We start from the raw sequence: 15,334 nt of genomic DNA, 5'->3' as shown, positions 1-15,334 counted from the left end.
TGCCTCATCGGTTCCCTCACCGGGCCGACAGCGGTCAGCGTCTGCTGTCGCCGGGCGCGAGGAGACTGGTGACCTCGGCGACCGCGTCTGCCGAGGGATGGAAGTAGTGCCGTGTGTTATCCGACTTCTTGTGCCTTGACTTCGCCATGAGCATCGGCAGGCTGGTCCTGGCCTCGCCGAGGCGGGTGAGGGCGGCGTGGCGGTATTCGCGCAGATCCCGGCCCGTGCCCGGCACCCCGCCGACAGTCGTGTATGCATCGAGCGGGGCACGGTCCTGCCTGCACGACTGCGGGACGAGGCCGGTACCCGGGCAGACGTCACGCGGGCTGACAACCTTTCCGGGGCCGGGCTTGCGGTGGGTGACGAACACCGGCCCGCGCGTACTGCCCCTGATCAGCCGGGCAGCAGGCGGGTCGGGGTGGTGGCGCAGTCGGCGGTGCGGGCCCGCTTCTGGCTCCAGCGGGCTCAGCAGGCTGGCGACCTGGTCAACGGGGTGATGGTCCGGACCGTGTGCGGCGATGCCCAGTTCGTCGGCGTCGCCGCTGACGGTGCGTGAGATCCGGGTGAGGCCGGAGCTTGGGGGCACAGGGCCAGGGCGTGAAATCGGGACGGTAGGAGCCCATCGTGAACAGCTCGCGGTAGGCGGCTAGTGCTGTGACCGCATAGGTTCGCCGGGTCGGCGGTCGTGGCGGTTGGATGTGCGGTGACATCCGATCCGACCGCTGGAGGCGCGGTGGCCGAGCCCGTCCGTGTGCGCAGACTGACCGACCAGGAGGGCAAAAGCTGCAGCAGATCGTGCGCCGGGGCAGCACGAGTTCGGTGAGGTACCGGCGGGCGATGATGCTGCTGGCCTCGGCCGGCGGGAACCGGATGCCGGTGATCGCCCAACTCGTGGCGGCCGACGAGGACACCGTCCGCGATGTCATCCACAAGTTCAACGAGATCGGCCTGGCCTGCCTGGACCCTCAATGGGCGGGAGGCCGTCCCCGCCAACTCAAGCTATGACGAGGACTTCGTCATCCAGACGGCCACCACCCGCCCGACCAAGCTCGGCCAGCCCTTCACCCGCTGGTCGCTGCGCAAGCTCGTCGCCTACCTGCGCAAAGTGCACGGCCGGGTGATCCGCATCGGCCGCGAGGCGTTACGGTGCCTGCTCGCCCGCCGTGGTGTCACCTTCCAGCGCACCAAGACCTGGAAGGAGTCCCCGGACCCCGACCGCGAGACGAAGCTGGACCGTATCGAGTACGTTCTGGACCGCTTCCCGGGACCGGATGTTCGCCTTCGACGAGTTCGGCCCGCTCGGGATCCGGCCCACCGGCAGCAACTGCTGGGCCGAACAGACCCGGCCCGACCGGCTGCCGGCCACCTACCACCGCACCCACGGCGTCAGGTATTTCCACGGCTGCTACTCCGTGGGCGACGACCGCCTGTGGGGCGTCAACCGGCGCAAGAAAGGTGCCGGGAACACGCTGGCCGCATTGAAGCCGATCCGTGCCGCCCGGCCCGACGGCGCACCGGTCTACGTCATCCTGGACAACCTGTCCGCCCACAAGGGCGCCGATATCCGCCGCTGGGCGAAGAAACACAGGGTCGAGCTGTCCTTCACCCCGACCTACGCCTCCTGGGCGAACCCGATCGAGGCGCACTTCGGACCGCTGAGCCAGTTCACCATCGCCAACTCCCACCACCCCAACCACACCGTTCAGACCCGCGCCCTGCACGCCTACCTCCGTTGGCGCAACGCCACGCCCGCCACCGAGACGTCCTGGCCACCGAACGCAAGGAACGCGCCCGCATCCGCAGCGAGAAAGGCATCCGATGGGGCGGACGCCCTCTCACAACCGCAGCCTGATCCAACCCGGCGAACCTATGCGGTCACAGCACTAGCTCGGAGAGTCGAGCAACCACCTCGTGGTCAGTTCCTGGACATTGGCACGGCTGCGATCGCCGTGGTCGGCGAACATGAACTGGTCGGCGATGTACAGCGAGAAGGTGATCAGGCAGCGCGCCTCGACCTCGTCGTCGTCGGCACAGAAGGTGCGGAACAGCGAACGCAGGTAGTCCATGTGCCGGTTGTCGACGCGCCGAAGGCGCTCGGCGACGGCCGGATCGCGCCGGGCCCAGTCGCGAATCGCCAGGTCGGTCGTGACGTCTGTGTCCAGCCCGGCGCCGGTGTCGGCGATCGCGAACAGGTGACGCAGCCGGGCTTTCGCGTCGCCGCCTTCCTTCTCGACGCGTCCTTCTACTTCGTCGGTGACCTCGCGTTCCCAGCGGTCGAGCATCTCCTCGAGCAGGGCGCTCCGGTCGGCGAAGTATCCGTAGAAGCCACCCTTGGACACGCCGAGAGCCTTCGCCAGCGCCTCGATCTGGACGGCATCCGGGCCGCCTGTGGCGAGCGCACGCAGTCCTTCGTCGATCCACTTGTGACGCGGGGTGCGAGCCACCGCCATGATCTGCTCCGTTCCGTTCGATCACCCTTCTATACGACATCGTATAGAAGGGTGCTAGGCTTCCATCTATACGGTGCCGTATAGATAAGGGGGCAGTCATGCCACTCACACGTGCCACGCGCACATCCCGTCTGAACAAGCCGAACCTCACGCGCGCGGCCGGCTGGACCGCCGTGGCCTTCGGCGCTGTTCACATCGTCGTCTCGCCGCTGGACAATCGGGACGTCTGGTCGGACATCTTTGACCAGGGGCCGTGGCAGACCATCTCACTGGACGTCACCCCGGAGAACCTGGCTTACTCCGAGGCCTTCTGGGTCGCGCCGGGCAGCTTCGGCGTGCCGGTGCTTCTGCTCGGCGCCTTCGTGCTCAGCACGGCGAGGCGAGGCGAGCGGGTGCCCGCCCCGTTCGGCTGGGCCATGACCGCCTGGGGTGTGGTTCTGGCTGCCCTGCTTCCCGCCTCGCCGGCATGGGTCTTGCTGCTGGTCGGGGTGCTGCTCGTACTGGCCGCGCATGGCCCCGACGCAAGGGACGTCGAGGACCATTGAAAGAGGCCACTGAGTCAGAGGCACTGGATATGGTCCGCACCGTGGTCCCCATGGTGTTGACGATTGCCCTCACGGCAATCGGCTTGTTGCACTTCATCTGGGCGTTCTCCCCCTGGCCGATGAAGGATGCAATGACGTTCACCAAGACGATCGGTGGCAGCGACGATGGCGAGATGCCGCCAAAACCGAGCACCGTTCTGGTAGGTCTGGCACTGATCGGTGGCGCTGTACTCACCCTCATGGTCAATGAGTCCATACCGGCGGTCGGCCCGGACCGGCTGCGGCTGGCGGGCATGTACGGTCTGACTGTGGTTCTGCTCGCCCGCGGACTGGGCGGATACTTCATGAACCCCGGAGCCGCCAGCGAGTTCCAGCGGTGGAACACCGTCCTGTACTCGCCCTTGTGTATGGCACTCGCCGCTCTGAGCGGCATCGTCGCGGTAGCCGCGAGCAGGCGTTAGTCTCGATCTTGCATGATGGCCCGTCAGTTGCCTGGCGGGCCGACGCTGTCACGTTGGCTGTTGGCTTGGGATGATCTTTGGGTTGGTGATGCTGGAGGGAATGCTGGAGGGGTGGTTCGTGGGGGAGTACGCCGCCGTCGTACAAGGGTCATCGGTACCCGGTCGAGGTCATCTCCCACTGCGTATGGCTGTATCACCGCTTCCCGCTCAGCTTCCGCGAAGTCGAAGAGCTCATGCTCGAACGCGGGATCGTCGTCTCCTACGAGACGATCCACCGCTGGTGCGGCAAGTTCGGGCAGACCTACGCCAACGCGCTGCGCCGCAGGCAGCCACGGCCCGGTGACAAGTGGCACCTGGACGAGGTCTTCATCAAGATCAACGGGCGGTTGCAGTACCTGTGGCGGGCCGTCGACCAGGACGGGACGGTACTGGACATCCTCGTACAGAGCCGCCGGAACAAGGCCGTGGCCAGGCGCTTCTTCCGCAGGCTCCTCAAGAAGACCCGCACGGCCCTCGAAAGGTTCTTCAGTCCTCTGACAGAACATGCTGGCGGCGTATGGTCCACCATCGACCAGCCCGTCACCTACTTCCTCAACACCCACCCCGACGGCCTGCCCCTCAGCGCGCAGACCGCTCATGCACTGTGGCTGACGGGCGGCATCGCCATCGCCCTGCTGTCCGCCGCAACCCGCAGTTTCGCAGCGCGCCTGACGTGGGCCCTGTGGGGAGCCGCGACAGTATGGATGACGTGGGCGGCCGCGCCCGCCACCGCGCGTCCGACAGCCGCAGGCCTGGCTGCCATCGTCTGGGGAATCACATCGGTGATCGCTCTCAACGGCGTCGGTACCCGCCCCCGTGTCACCACCATCAACCTCATCGGTGACGTCCCCGCGGCTCTTCAGAAGCATCACGCCACCGACACACCTGAAAACGAGCCAGACGCATCCGGCAGTGAGCAGCAGCCGACAGCCCCTACGTGAGGGATGATCCCATGGCATCGGTTCAGAAGGATCGTCCTCTGTCTCTCAGCCTGAGGCCGACCGACTGGCGTCCGTAGTCCTGACCTGCCGTCACTGACACCCACCCACTGACACCAACCCGGCACATCGCAGTCCAGCTGCGGCTGCGATCCATCGGTTTCGTGTCAGTGCACCACCTGCACAGATACCGGCCCATGACAGTGGTTCCGCGGCGGTCTCTCACACCCATGGCAGTGACTCCCCGCCTGAAAACAGGCACCGATCAGCTTCAACACGACGGAGCCCACTGCCTCTCACACCACTGTCACCAAACCGAGAGATCGCAGGCAGCCCCGCGTCGTCCTACAGGGGTCGGCGTCCAGCGAAGGCGTCGGCGGGGTCGTCGAGGAGGGCGATGCCAGCGGTGATGCGCTTGCCGACCGGCTCCCGCTGCGCTTCGAAGCCCTGAGCGACGGCCATGACGATCTCCTGGCCGTACTGGCCCACCCGTCCCGCGTGCGCGTCAGATGCCCAGCATCTGGTTGAGCTCGTTCAGGGACTTGACGGTCACGTAGTCGTAGCCGTGGGTGACCGGGTCGCAGCCGCGGTCGAGGAGGACGAGGTTGCGGAAGCCCATGTCGTGCATCGGCATCAGGTCGTAGCGGGTGTGCGAGGAGACGTGCACGAAGTCCTCGGGGGACGCGTCGAGCTGGTCGAGCATGTACTCGAACGCCGCGTACCGGGGCTTGTAGTAGCCGGCCTGCTCCGCGGTGAAGACCGCGTGGAAGTCCGCCCCGAGCCGGGGCACACTCTCCTCCAGGAAGGCGTCGCCGGCGTTGGACAGGATCACCAGCTTGTGGTGCTCGCCCATCTTCTTCAGCGGCTCCGGCACATCCGCGTGCGGGCCCCAGCTGCGGACGCCGTCGGCGAACCGCTTGCCCGCGTCCGGGGCGGCCTTCACACCCCACTTGCGGCAGACCCGCTCGAAGGAGTCATGCAGCACCTGCTCGTAGGGGTAGTACTCGCCGCGCACCTGGTCGTAGCGGTAGCCGCGGAACTCCCGGACGAACTGGTCCCACTGCCCGGCGGGGACCTGGTCGCCGACGAGCTCACGCGTGATGGGGGTCATCGGCCACTCGATCAACGTGCCGTAGCAGTCGAACGAGACGTACTTCGGGCGGAACTGGAACGAGGGAATAGGCATGGAAGTGCTCCACTTTCTTGCTTCGGGGGACGGGGCAGGGCCTGCGCGGCCTTTTTGAGCATGGTCATGACAGGAATGTCGGGATGGGGGTGCTGACGTCGACCATCGCCGGGGATCAGGCGGCGCCGACTCCTGCCGGAGCGAGGAAGTCGACGGGATGCTGCGTTGTGCCGTCGAGCGCCAGGTCGGCGGCGATCTCTCCCATCGCGGGCGAGAACTTGAAGCCGCTGCCGGAGAACCCGGCCATGACGATGATGTCGTCCTCGCCGGGGAGATGACCGACGAGCGGGTTACCGGACTTGGTGTAGCCCTCCATGTAGGCCGACATCCTGATGGGGTCGGGGTTCAGGTCGGGCATGAGTTCACCGATGAGCTCGCGGAAGACGTCGAGTTCATCGGGGCGGACCCTACGGTCGAGCCGTTCGGGCTCGGGCACCGGCGCATGGTATTTGAAGGAGAGACCGAGCTTGACGGAGATGCCGTCGGGCGACGGGATTCCGAAGCAGTCGTGGGGTGTGGCCCGCACGAAGGAAGGGGCACCGCCCGCGAACCAGTCGTGGCGGGTGGGCAGGTGCCAGGAGCAGATCACCCGGCGGACGTCGACGGTCCGCGGGAGGTCCGGGAGCAGGGTGTTGATCCAGGGGCCCACGGTCACCACGGCGGCGTCCACGTGGTCCGTGCCGCGGTCGGTGGCGATCCGCACCCCGCCGCCCGCCGCGGGGACGACCTCGCGCACCGGGGTGTAGCGGTGCAGCCGGGCACCCAGCTGCTCGGCTCGGGTGGCGGCGGCCTGGATGGACGCCTCGGGTCTGATGACGGCGCCCAACCGGTCGAGGACGGCGGTGTGTCCGTCCGGGAGCCGGTGCTGCGGGTAGCGGCGGGCGAGTTCCTCCCGGCTCAGTACCTCGTGATCCAGCCCCTGGGCGGCACTGGTGGAAAGGAGGAGGCTCATGGACGGAGAGGCGGTCTCTCCCATCACCAGGCTGCCGCTGCGGCGTCGCAGCGACCGGCCCGTCTCCGCCTGGAGCTGCTCCCACATTCGGTCCGCGAGCCGCAGCAGCGGAACGTACCCGGGCTCGCCGAGGTGGGCGGCTCGGTAGATGCGGCTCTCGCCCCCGGCCGCGCCGCGGTCGTGACCCGGTGCGTACCGGTCGTAGCCGATGACCTCGGCTTCACGGGCGGCCAGTCGCCACATGACCTGGCTGCCCATACTGCCGGCACCGATCACGGCGACGCGCTTCGGGATGCTCATGAGTCGCTCCTTTTCTTCCAGTTGGGTCCCGTTGGATGGCGTTCTATGTCGGCCTTGGAATTCCTGCAGGTCAACCCACGCTTTGCTTTACCTTGAGGCAGGGAGAGACGGCTCAGAGGAGATCGATCAGCTTGTCGGTGAACTCGGCGGTGGTCGCGGTTCCACCCAGGTCACGAGTGCGGATATCGGTCTTGGCCAGGACCGACGCGATCGCGTCCGTGATGTTCCTGGCCGCGGCGGGATGGCCGAGGTGGTCGAGCATCATGGCCGCGGACCAGATCGCGCCCAGCGGGTTGGCGATGCCCTGGCCCGCGATGTCGGGTGCGGAGCCGTGCACCGGCTCGAACATCGAGGGGAACTCCCGCGCGGGGTTGAGGTTGGCAGCCGGGGCGACGCCGATGGATCCGGCGACCGCGGCCGCGAGGTCGCTGAGGATGTCCCCGAAGAGGTTCGAGGCGACGACGACGTCGAAGCGGGCCGGCTCGAGGACGAACTTGGCCGCGAGCGCGTCGATGTGCTCCTGGTCCCAGACGACCTGCGGGAACGAGGCGGCCCGCTCGGCGACGAGCTGATCCCAGAACGGCATGGTGTGGATGATGCCGTTCGACTTGGTCGCGGAGGTCAGGCGGCCGCCGCGCTGGGAGGCGAGCGTGAAGGCGTAGTCCAGCAGGCGTGTGACGCCAGCCCGGGTGAACACGGACTCCTGCACGGCGATCTCGTCCGGGAAGCCGCGGTTGAGCCGGCCGCCGACCTCGCTGTACTCGCCTTCCATGTTCTCGCGCACGACGACGAAGTCGACCTCGCCCGGCCGCGCCCCGCGCACCGGACTGTCGATGCCTTCGAAGACCCGGATGGGCCGGAGGTTGACGTACTGGCGGAAGCTGCGCCGGATCGGGATCAGCAGTCCCCATAGCGAGACGTGGTCGGGCACCCCTGGGTATCCCACCGCGCCCAGCAGGATTGCGTCCTTGTCGCGCAGCTGGTCGATCCCGTCGGCGGGCATCATGGCGCCCTCCCGCAGGTACCGCTCGCACGACCAGTCGTACGGCGTGTAAGACAGGCGGAAGCCGTGGCGGCCGCCGAGAACATCGAGCACCTGCTGCGCCGGAGGCAGTACCTCGGCGCCGATGCCGTCTCCGGGGATCAGGGCGATCCGGTGGTTCGTCGTCATGGCGTCGATTGCAGCAGGGTGGTCGGTGGGGAGTCCAAGACGCAAAGCGGATCTGCCTTATAAGCGGTGCCTATCACCTGTCGGTGGCCGAGGTCGCGGCCGTGACGAACGCTGCACCTGCGGGTGACAGGCTGCCGCGGCGGGCGACGAGGGCGATGTTCAAGGTGTTCTCCGGCTCGATGTCCAGGACACGGGCGCCCAGTCGCTCTGCGAGGTCCCGCCAGGAATCCGTGACCACCGCCAGCCCCACCCCGGCCAGCACCAGCGGCATGAGCGACACCCGGTGCTCGGTCTCGACGGCGATGGCGAACTCGATGCCCTGCTCCCGCAACGCGTCGACGTAGGCACGCATCCCGGTACCCGACTGCCCGACGATCAGCCGCTGTCCCGCAAGCTCCCGGCACTGCACCGCCCTCCGGTCGGCGAACGGGCCGTCGGCCGGCACCACCAGCACAAAGCGCTGCCGCCCCAGAGCATGGGAGACGACCTCCTTGTCGGAGACCGGACCGGCGGACGCCAAGAGCCCCAACTCCACCGCACCCGTGCGCACCATGTCGATCACATCACGCGACGTGAACGCCGCCTTGATCGCCACGGAAACACCGGGATAGCGATGGCTGAAGGCACTGACCATGCTCGTCAGCGGTTCCACCGCCTGCGACGGCATCGCCGCCACATCCAGGCGCCCCTCACGCAGCTCATGCACCGCCGCGACGCTCGCCCGCGCCGTCTCCAGACTCCGCACGGCCTCCCGGGCAGGCTCGATCAGGGCCCTTCCCGCCTCCGTCAGCACGGCCCTGCGCCCGATGCGGTGGAACAGCTCGGAGCCGAGATCACGCTCCAGCGCCCGCACGGCCTGTGACAGTGACGGCTGCGACACGTACAGAGCCGACGCCGCACGGTTGAACCCCCCACGATCAACAATCGCAAGGAAGTACTCCAGCTGCCGAATGTCCACACGCGCCCTCTGCTCTGGAAGAAATCAACCGACGACTCGATCGGTTCCGACCATGGTGGCGTGAAGGATCGCCTCGACGAAGTACGGACCACGGACGCACTGGCCGTAATCCTCACACAGCGCGGTCACAGTCACCTGAGTCTCTCAATGGCTGACTTGCGGCACTCGGTCACAGCCGTCTCCCGGCCCGAGGTTCGAACAGGCACTGCGGGCTTCTCGCATGCGCCGTCACCGACAGCGCTGGCACGCCGTCTTCACTGACCGCCGACTGCAGCTGACCTACCGCCGCAGTGACGCCCGCACACCCCGCCGCTTCAGGTGAGCCCCAAGTCGTGCACAACAAACGGCTGCGGGACGCAGGCTCCATCGAGGGCTTCGTCGGGCTCCAAAGCTGCAGCCAACAGGCTGGTGTCGTGCCAGGCCAGGGGTGGGTGCAGGAGTGGTGCCTGGCGCAGGAGAAAGACGCTCCTCAGGCCGTATGGCCCATACCCGTCATCGCGTGGATCGTAGACACCAGCGGTGAAGCGCGGCCTGTGATCCCAGAAGAGCTCTGGCCGGAGAAGGATTGCAAGGGCCAGGAGATCGACTGGGACACCGGGATGAGCAGCGTGCGGACCGTCCTGATGTCCACCGTGCCGCGGATGGGCTGGCGGCGCTACAACGGCTCCGGCGTCGAATCGGAGCCCTGGGCCGCCCAGTAGCCGCGGCATTAGCCGGACACACTTGCACTCAGAGACCCCGGGCCGTCGTGATCCCGGGGTCTTGTGCTGGCAGTGCTCCAACCCTAGAAGGCTGACTAAAGCCTGTCCGATGGGTCGGTCGGGCGGTCCGCCGTGACCAGCCACGATGTGCTGAGCAGCCGGACTGTGCCGTCCGCCACCTCCTGGGCGCGCAGGTGGTCCGTCAGGGTGCGGCGGGCGCGGGATCGCGTGGCCGCGTCGGCCTGCTCCATCAGGTGCCGGCCGGGGCCGGTGCCAAGCAGGAACGCCGCCGCGTCCTCGGCTCCGTGTCCCCACGTCCCGTACGCCTGCGCCTGGTTGATGCTGATGCCGGTGAATCCGGCCGCGGCGAGCACTTCGCGGATGCGGTCCGGGGCAGCTAGGGAGAACATGCCGGGCTGCCCCGGCCGTCCGAAGTCGCCGACGGGTAGGAACTCGCGCAGCGACGCTATCGCCGCGACCCAGCCGTTGAGCGTGGCATCGGCCGGGCAGACGAACGCCAGGTGCCCGCCGGGCCGCAGTGCCCGACAGGCGTTCCCGAAGGCCGCTACGGGGTCGGCGAAGAACATCACCCCGTAGCGGCTGACCGCCGCGTCGAACGAGCCCTCCTCGAAGGGGTACACCTGGGTGTCGCCTCGCACGAAGGAGGCGTTCGTGATGCCCTCCCTCTCCGCGTAAGCCCGCGCCTCGGCCAGCATCGGGCCGGACAGATCGAGGCCAAGCGCGTGCCCTCGGGGTGCTCTGAGCGCGGCAAGGCGCGTGGTCTGCCCGGAGCCACAACCAAGGTCGAGAACCCGGTGGTCCCCGGCGATCCCGGCGGCATCGAGCAGTGGCTCGTTGAAGCCCTCGTTCACAGCGTTCCAGCGGTCCTGGTTGCGGGCCCAGTAGGAGCCTTCTGGGCCGTTCCATGCCTGTGCCTGCTCGGTGTTGACAACGTCCGGCACGGGGGGCCTCCTGTGGGGAACGACGGATAATTGGTCCTTGACGCGGCACATGCCGGTCGAGTCGTGCGTGGCGGTGTCGGCCAAGCCGAACTTCTCGTAGAGGAAGCGGGCGGGGCCGTCCGCGATCAGGGAGATGTAGGCGGTGGCGGGTGCCCGGCGCTCCAGCTCGGCGGTGAGTGCGGCCATGATGCGCTTGCCCAGTCCGCGTCCTTGGTGGGCGGGGTGTACGCACATGTCGACGATCTGGAACGCGGTACCGCCGTCACCGATGATCCGCCCCATGCCGACGGGCTCCCCCTCGTGCTGAAGGACTACCCCGTGCCATGTGTTAGGCAGGGCGAGCGCCACCGCTTCGGGGGCCTTGTCCGAGAGGCCGGCATCGGTGCGCAGGCGGCGGAACACCTCGACGGAGGGCACCCCCACGCTCAACTCGTACGGGTCGTTCAAGCTGTCCACTTCCGATCGTGCGATGTGCGCGGTGACGGCTTGCTCCGGCGCTCGGCTCGCTGGTCAGTGGCCGGTTTCGGCGTGGTCGCCGTGGTCGCTGAGCTGCGCTTCGAACCAGTCGTGCAAAGCATCGACCAGGGCGGGCTCTGCGGTGGTGTAGGTGAGGCTGGCCCCGTCGGGACGCTCCCGGTAGCGCACCTCAATGCGCTCGTAGCCGTCTTCAAGTTCCGCCAGGCCCGGCATGCCATCGCCATGGATCTGGGCAGGGTCGCCGAAGTCGCCCCGACCGAACGCCTTGGCCTCCTCTTGGAGGTGGGTGCGTATGAGACTGGCCTGCTTGGCGTCGTCGGGCTGGTCGGCGACGACGTCCTGGACCCCGCCCGTCTCGGCCGGGGTGAAGCGGTGGGTGGTTGCTTCGAGATCGAAGGGCATCACAGTCCGGCCGCGTTCGGCGACCGCCTCCTGCCTGCCGGTTTGCCCGTTGTCGCCGTCCTGCTGAGGGCCGCCGATCAGGAGAACTGCGCCCAGCGCCGCGCCGACACTCGCCGCGGTGATGCCGACCGTCAGCAGCCGGCGCTTGCTGTACTTCATCCAGTGCCTCCGTGAGCACTTCGAGGGCGGTACGCCCGCTCCGTGGTGAATGGGATCGCCCCGGTGCCGTGGCCGGCAGGGCGCCTGGGACGAGTCTTCGGCCGCGCCGCGGCTGTGGAAGTGCTAGCCCGGCCCGCCCCAACTGGCCGTAGAAATTGGGCTTACTGCTGCTTGGCGGGGATCAGCCACAGGACGATGACGGCGGATACCGCCGCCATGCCCGTGGCGACGAGGAACGCGTCGTCGAAGCCGGAGGCGCTCCGGGCACCGGTGTGGGCGGCGATGCTGCTGGCGGCGGCGCTGGAGACGGCCGCGGCGCCGGCTGAGGCGCCGAACTCGTGGAAGGTGCTGACGATGCCCGACGTCACACCGGCCTCACAGGGGGCGACGCTGGCGAGGGCGGTGGCGGCGGCGACGACGAACAGGGCGCCCAGTCCTGCCGCGGCGACGCTCACGCCGGTGACCATCGCCGTGGTTCCGGACCACAGCACCGGAACGAGGAACCCGGCGGCCGCGACAGCCAGGGCGAGCACAGCCAGCAGCCGTGCTCCCAGACGGCCGATCACGCGGCCGGCGGCTGCGGCGGCGGCCATGGTCAGCAGCGCCACCGGCAGGAACAGCACGCCGGTCATCAGAGCCCCGTGGCCCTGGTGGTTCTGGAGGTAGAAGGAGCCGAGGAAGAAGGCCCCCACCATCAGCGCCGTGGTGACGGCGATGACAAAGGTGCCCGCCACCACCGGGCGCCGACCGAGCAGGCGCAGGTCCATCAGCGGTGCCGTCGCACGGCGTTGCCAGAGGGCGAACGCCGCGTAGGCGGCTGCCGAGGCGGCGACCAGGGCCACGGTGACGATGTCGAGCCAGCCGTGGTCACCGGCACGGATCAGGGCGTAGATGAGGGCGCCGGTCGCGACGGCGACCAGGACGGCGCCAGGTACGTCGAGGGAACCGCTGGCCGCGCGGGGCAGGCTGGGAAGGATCTGGGCGAGTGAGACGAGGACGACCAGGCCGACGGGGACGTTGACGAAAAAGACCCAGGCCCAGCCCGGACCTGCCGTGATCAGCCCGCCCAGCAGTACACCGAGCGCGGCACCCCCTCCGCCGAGCGCCGACCAGATACCCAGCGCGCGGTTGCGTTCGTCGCCGTCGAACAGCCGCACCACCACGGACAGTGCGGCGGGCGAGAGCATCGCGGCGCCCACCCCTTGGGCGATCCGCGCGGCGAGCAGCAATGGGGCGCCGGTGGCGAGTCCGGCGGCCAGGGACGCGGCGGTGAACACGGCGAGCCCGGCCAGGACGACCCGCTTGGGACCGAACAGGTCTGCGGCCCGGCCGCCGAGCAGCATCAGGCTGCCGAACGTGAGGGCGTATCCGCTGACCACCCAGGTCAGTGCCGCGCGGTCCAGGTCCAGTTCCACGCCCATGTCGGGCAGGGCGATCGCGACCACGGTGATGTCGAGGATCAGCATCAGCTGGGCCAGTCCCAGTAGTCCCAGGGCCGTCCAGCGCAGCGGATGCGGTGCATCCGGTGCGCGTGTGGTGGTGGTTTCCGTGTCGCTCATGACGCTCACACCTCATCGCTAAGTCGTACAAGGCTGTTCACGTTATACGCCCTGGGGGTATAAACCAAACAGGGTTGTACGACTTGCTGGGGTACTGTGGGCGCATGGGCAGCAAGAACTCCACGGCCGCCAAGCGTGCCGACGCTCTGCGCAGCATCGAGGCGATCGTGCAGGCCGCCGCCGAATGCCTCGGACGCAACCCGGAGGCGAGCCTGAGCGAGATCGCGCGGGCCGCGGGCGTGGGCCGGGTGACGCTGTATGCGCACTTCAACTCCCGGGCGGAGGTCGTCGACGCGGCGATGAGCCGTGCCATCGACCGGGGCAACGAGGTACTGGACACGGTCGACCTGACCGGTGACCCGCTGCTCGCCCTGGCCCGGTACATCGAGGCCGGCTGGCGCCTGGTGGACCAGGCACGGGCACTGCTCGCCGCCGCGCAACGGGAACTTTCCGCTGGACGCATCCGCGAACTGCATGCCGGGCCCGCCGCCCGGGTCGAGACGCTGGTCGCCCGCGGCCGCGCCGAGGGCGCCTTCCGTACCGACCTGCCGATCGCGTGGATGGTCAATGTCCTGCACACGGTCATGCACAGCGCGGCAGAGGAGATCCGCGCCGGCCATCTCACTCCCGACCATGCCGCCGACCACATCATCGCCACGGTGCTCGCCGCCTTCACGCCCCCGGGCACACCGGTCCCCGAGACCGGCGGCGGGGCGTAGCACCAACAGCCCACGACGAGGAGCCCGCCACGGATGGGGCCGCAGGTCGAGGCAGGGCGGTACGGGCAACTGGGCCTGCTCAGCATGGGATGCCTCGCGTGATGAGTCCGTGCCCACCGAGCAGGCCAGGCATCGCGCGGGTCCCTCAACGTCACGCTGGTGCGTGTGGATCCGTACGATGGCGGGCATGACCAGCAGCACCCGATCGAGCCGCCGCCCCGCTGGGCCGCTGTTCGCGCTGCTGGTGCTCACGGTGCTGTCCGGGATCCTGGGCATGCACGCACTGGCTCCCAGCGGAGCGCCGGCACCCGAACACGCCATGACCATGGCCCATGCTTCTGCCACGGAGCAGGCGAGCGCGGCGTGCTCGCACACCGACGGCGGCTCCGGGCACCTCGCGCACGCGGACGGTACGTGCGCGGCGGCCGGTATCGGCTCCGCATACGCGCCGCCTGCGCTGGCCGGCGCCCTGTCCGACGCCCTGGCCTCTGCCGGTGTTTCGATCACCGCGCCGGCGTCGGTCGTGCAGGGCCGGGCGCCGCCTGACCTTTCCGAGCTGCAACTCCTGCGGATATAGAGCGGCCCGCACGGCACCCCCGCATGCCCTGTCCGGGCCGGGTGCCGTGCTTTCGCCTGCTCTCATCCCCCTGATCCCGCGCGCCCGAGACGGGCGCGTGTGAAGGAGTTGCACCACCATGATCCGCAAGACTTCCCTGATCCGCCGCAGCGCCGCCGTGGCCGCCGCCGGCACGGCCGCTCTCGTCCTGGCCGCATGCGGCGGCAGCGGCGACAGCGCGGCCGGGCACGTCAGCCACACGGGCACCTCCCCCTCCGCTGCCGCCTCGACGCCCACGGCACAGGAGAAGCACAATGCCGCCGACGTCACCTTCGCCCAGGGGATGATCCCCCACCACCGCCAGGCCGTGGAGATGGCCGACCTCGCCCCGTCCCGTGCCAAGTCCGCTGAGGTGAAGAAGCTCGCCGAACAGATCAAGAAGGCCCAGGACCCGGAGATCAAGACCCTGTCCGGGTGGCTGACCTCCTGGGGCGAGCAGGTGCCCGCCGAGGGCGCCATGGACCACACCGCTCACGGCGCGGGCGGGATGATGACAGCCGAGGAGATGAACGAGCTGGAGAAGGCGTCCGGCACGGCGTTCGACACCGCCTTCATGGAAATGATGATCAAGCATCACGAAGGCGCGGTGTCGATGGCCAAGACAGAGAAGACCGAAGGCGCCTTCCCGGACGCCAAGAAGATGGCCGACGCCATCATCACCTCGCAGACCGCCGAGATCACCCAGATGAACGACCTCCTCGGCAAGAGCTGACCACTCCGACAGTGGGGGTGTGGGGGG

The 15,334-nt window shown here is 68.6% G+C and carries 15 protein-coding genes and 3 pseudogenes; 8 read left to right on the top strand and 10 right to left on the bottom strand.

Features of this window, described 5'->3' with window-relative positions; all coding sequences use genetic code 11:
• Nucleotides 1–34 precede the first annotated feature (34 nt).
• On the bottom strand, nt 35–586 hold the full coding sequence (locus tag QC385_RS43150) for a hypothetical protein (RefSeq protein WP_443033121.1): 552 nt from the start codon (nt 584–586) through the stop codon (nt 35–37).
• 147 nt (nt 587–733) lie between these two features.
• Here QC385_RS43150 and QC385_RS43145 point away from each other — a divergent pair.
• A pseudogene (locus tag QC385_RS43145) lies at nt 734–1,852 on the top strand (IS630 family transposase).
• 31 nt (nt 1,853–1,883) lie between these two features.
• On the opposite strand, the gene QC385_RS43140 reads toward QC385_RS43145, so the two are convergent.
• Entirely contained in the window at nt 1,884–2,450 is a 567-nt protein-coding gene (locus QC385_RS43140) for a TetR/AcrR family transcriptional regulator (RefSeq protein ID WP_279546884.1), read from the bottom strand.
• A 98-nt stretch (nt 2,451–2,548) separates the two neighbouring features.
• On the opposite strand from QC385_RS43140, the gene QC385_RS43135 reads away from it, so the two are divergent.
• The 3 genes and pseudogenes from QC385_RS43135 to QC385_RS43125 all read left to right on the top strand — a co-directional run.
• Complete coding sequence (locus QC385_RS43135) at nt 2,549–2,995, top strand: DUF6463 family protein (RefSeq protein WP_279546883.1); 447 nt, start codon at nt 2,549–2,551, stop codon at nt 2,993–2,995.
• Between the two features lie 50 nt (nt 2,996–3,045).
• Nucleotides 3,046–3,456: a DUF3995 domain-containing protein gene (locus tag QC385_RS43130; protein WP_279546882.1), complete on the top strand. Its 411-nt coding sequence runs from the start codon at nt 3,046–3,048 to the stop codon at nt 3,454–3,456.
• 170 nt (nt 3,457–3,626) lie between these two features.
• A pseudogene (locus QC385_RS43125) lies at nt 3,627–3,956 on the top strand (IS6 family transposase); the annotation flags it as partial.
• 982 nt (nt 3,957–4,938) lie between these two features.
• Here QC385_RS43125 and QC385_RS43115 read toward each other — a convergent pair.
• The 4 genes from QC385_RS43115 to QC385_RS43100 form a co-directional block, all read right to left on the bottom strand.
• Nucleotides 4,939–5,619: a haloacid dehalogenase type II gene (locus QC385_RS43115; protein WP_279546881.1), complete on the bottom strand. Its 681-nt coding sequence runs from the start codon at nt 5,617–5,619 to the stop codon at nt 4,939–4,941.
• 115 nt (nt 5,620–5,734) lie between these two features.
• Entirely contained in the window at nt 5,735–6,871 is a 1,137-nt protein-coding gene (solA, locus tag QC385_RS43110; protein ID WP_279546880.1) for an N-methyl-L-tryptophan oxidase, read from the bottom strand.
• Nucleotides 6,872–6,983: 112 nt separating this feature from the next.
• On the bottom strand, nt 6,984–8,042 hold the full coding sequence (locus QC385_RS43105; RefSeq protein WP_279546879.1) for a tartrate dehydrogenase: 1,059 nt from the start codon (nt 8,040–8,042) through the stop codon (nt 6,984–6,986).
• 73 nt (nt 8,043–8,115) lie between these two features.
• Nucleotides 8,116–9,000, bottom strand: coding sequence for a LysR family transcriptional regulator (locus QC385_RS43100; protein ID WP_279546878.1), 885 nt, complete (start codon nt 8,998–9,000; stop codon nt 8,116–8,118).
• Between the two features lie 332 nt (nt 9,001–9,332).
• On the opposite strand from QC385_RS43100, the gene QC385_RS43095 reads away from it, so the two are divergent.
• Nucleotides 9,333–9,701 (top strand): hypothetical protein, encoded by a 369-nt coding sequence (locus QC385_RS43095; RefSeq protein ID WP_279546877.1) that lies wholly within the window; start codon nt 9,333–9,335, stop codon nt 9,699–9,701.
• A gap of 95 nt (nt 9,702–9,796) precedes the next feature.
• Here the strand turns inward: QC385_RS43095 and QC385_RS43090 are convergent, their stop codons facing one another.
• From QC385_RS43090 to QC385_RS43075, 4 genes and pseudogenes are all read right to left on the bottom strand, one after another.
• A complete protein-coding gene (locus QC385_RS43090) occupies nt 9,797–10,663 on the bottom strand; it encodes a class I SAM-dependent methyltransferase (protein ID WP_279546903.1) in 867 nt (288 codons plus the stop codon).
• A gap of 39 nt (nt 10,664–10,702) precedes the next feature.
• Nucleotides 10,703–11,119 (bottom strand): annotated as a pseudogene (locus QC385_RS43085) (GNAT family N-acetyltransferase); the annotation flags it as partial.
• Between the two features lie 54 nt (nt 11,120–11,173).
• Nucleotides 11,174–11,701 (bottom strand): aspartate carbamoyltransferase, encoded by a 528-nt coding sequence (locus QC385_RS43080; protein WP_279546876.1) that lies wholly within the window; start codon nt 11,699–11,701, stop codon nt 11,174–11,176.
• 161 nt (nt 11,702–11,862) lie between these two features.
• Complete coding sequence (locus QC385_RS43075; protein WP_279546875.1) at nt 11,863–13,260, bottom strand: MFS transporter; 1,398 nt, start codon at nt 13,258–13,260, stop codon at nt 11,863–11,865.
• Between the two features lie 104 nt (nt 13,261–13,364).
• On the opposite strand from QC385_RS43075, the gene QC385_RS43070 reads away from it, so the two are divergent.
• The 3 genes from QC385_RS43070 to QC385_RS43060 all read left to right on the top strand — a co-directional run bounded on the left by QC385_RS43070 (nt 13,365) and on the right by QC385_RS43060 (nt 15,307).
• Nucleotides 13,365–13,979, top strand: a complete 615-nt coding sequence (locus QC385_RS43070; RefSeq protein ID WP_279546874.1) for a TetR/AcrR family transcriptional regulator — start codon at nt 13,365–13,367, stop codon at nt 13,977–13,979.
• A gap of 187 nt (nt 13,980–14,166) precedes the next feature.
• Nucleotides 14,167–14,556, top strand: a complete 390-nt coding sequence (locus QC385_RS43065; RefSeq protein ID WP_279546873.1) for a DUF6153 family protein — start codon at nt 14,167–14,169, stop codon at nt 14,554–14,556.
• A 118-nt stretch (nt 14,557–14,674) separates the two neighbouring features.
• Complete coding sequence (locus QC385_RS43060; RefSeq protein WP_279546872.1) at nt 14,675–15,307, top strand: DUF305 domain-containing protein; 633 nt, start codon at nt 14,675–14,677, stop codon at nt 15,305–15,307.
• The last annotated feature ends 27 nt before the right edge of the window (nt 15,308–15,334 follow it).

The organism is Streptomyces sp. DH10, assembly GCF_029813805.1.
GTDB classification, from domain to species: Bacteria; Actinomycetota; Actinomycetes; order Streptomycetales; family Streptomycetaceae; genus Streptomyces; species Streptomyces coeruleofuscus.
The sequence above is the reverse complement of the archived record's forward strand: the minus strand, read 5'-3'. Positions and strand labels throughout refer to the sequence as shown.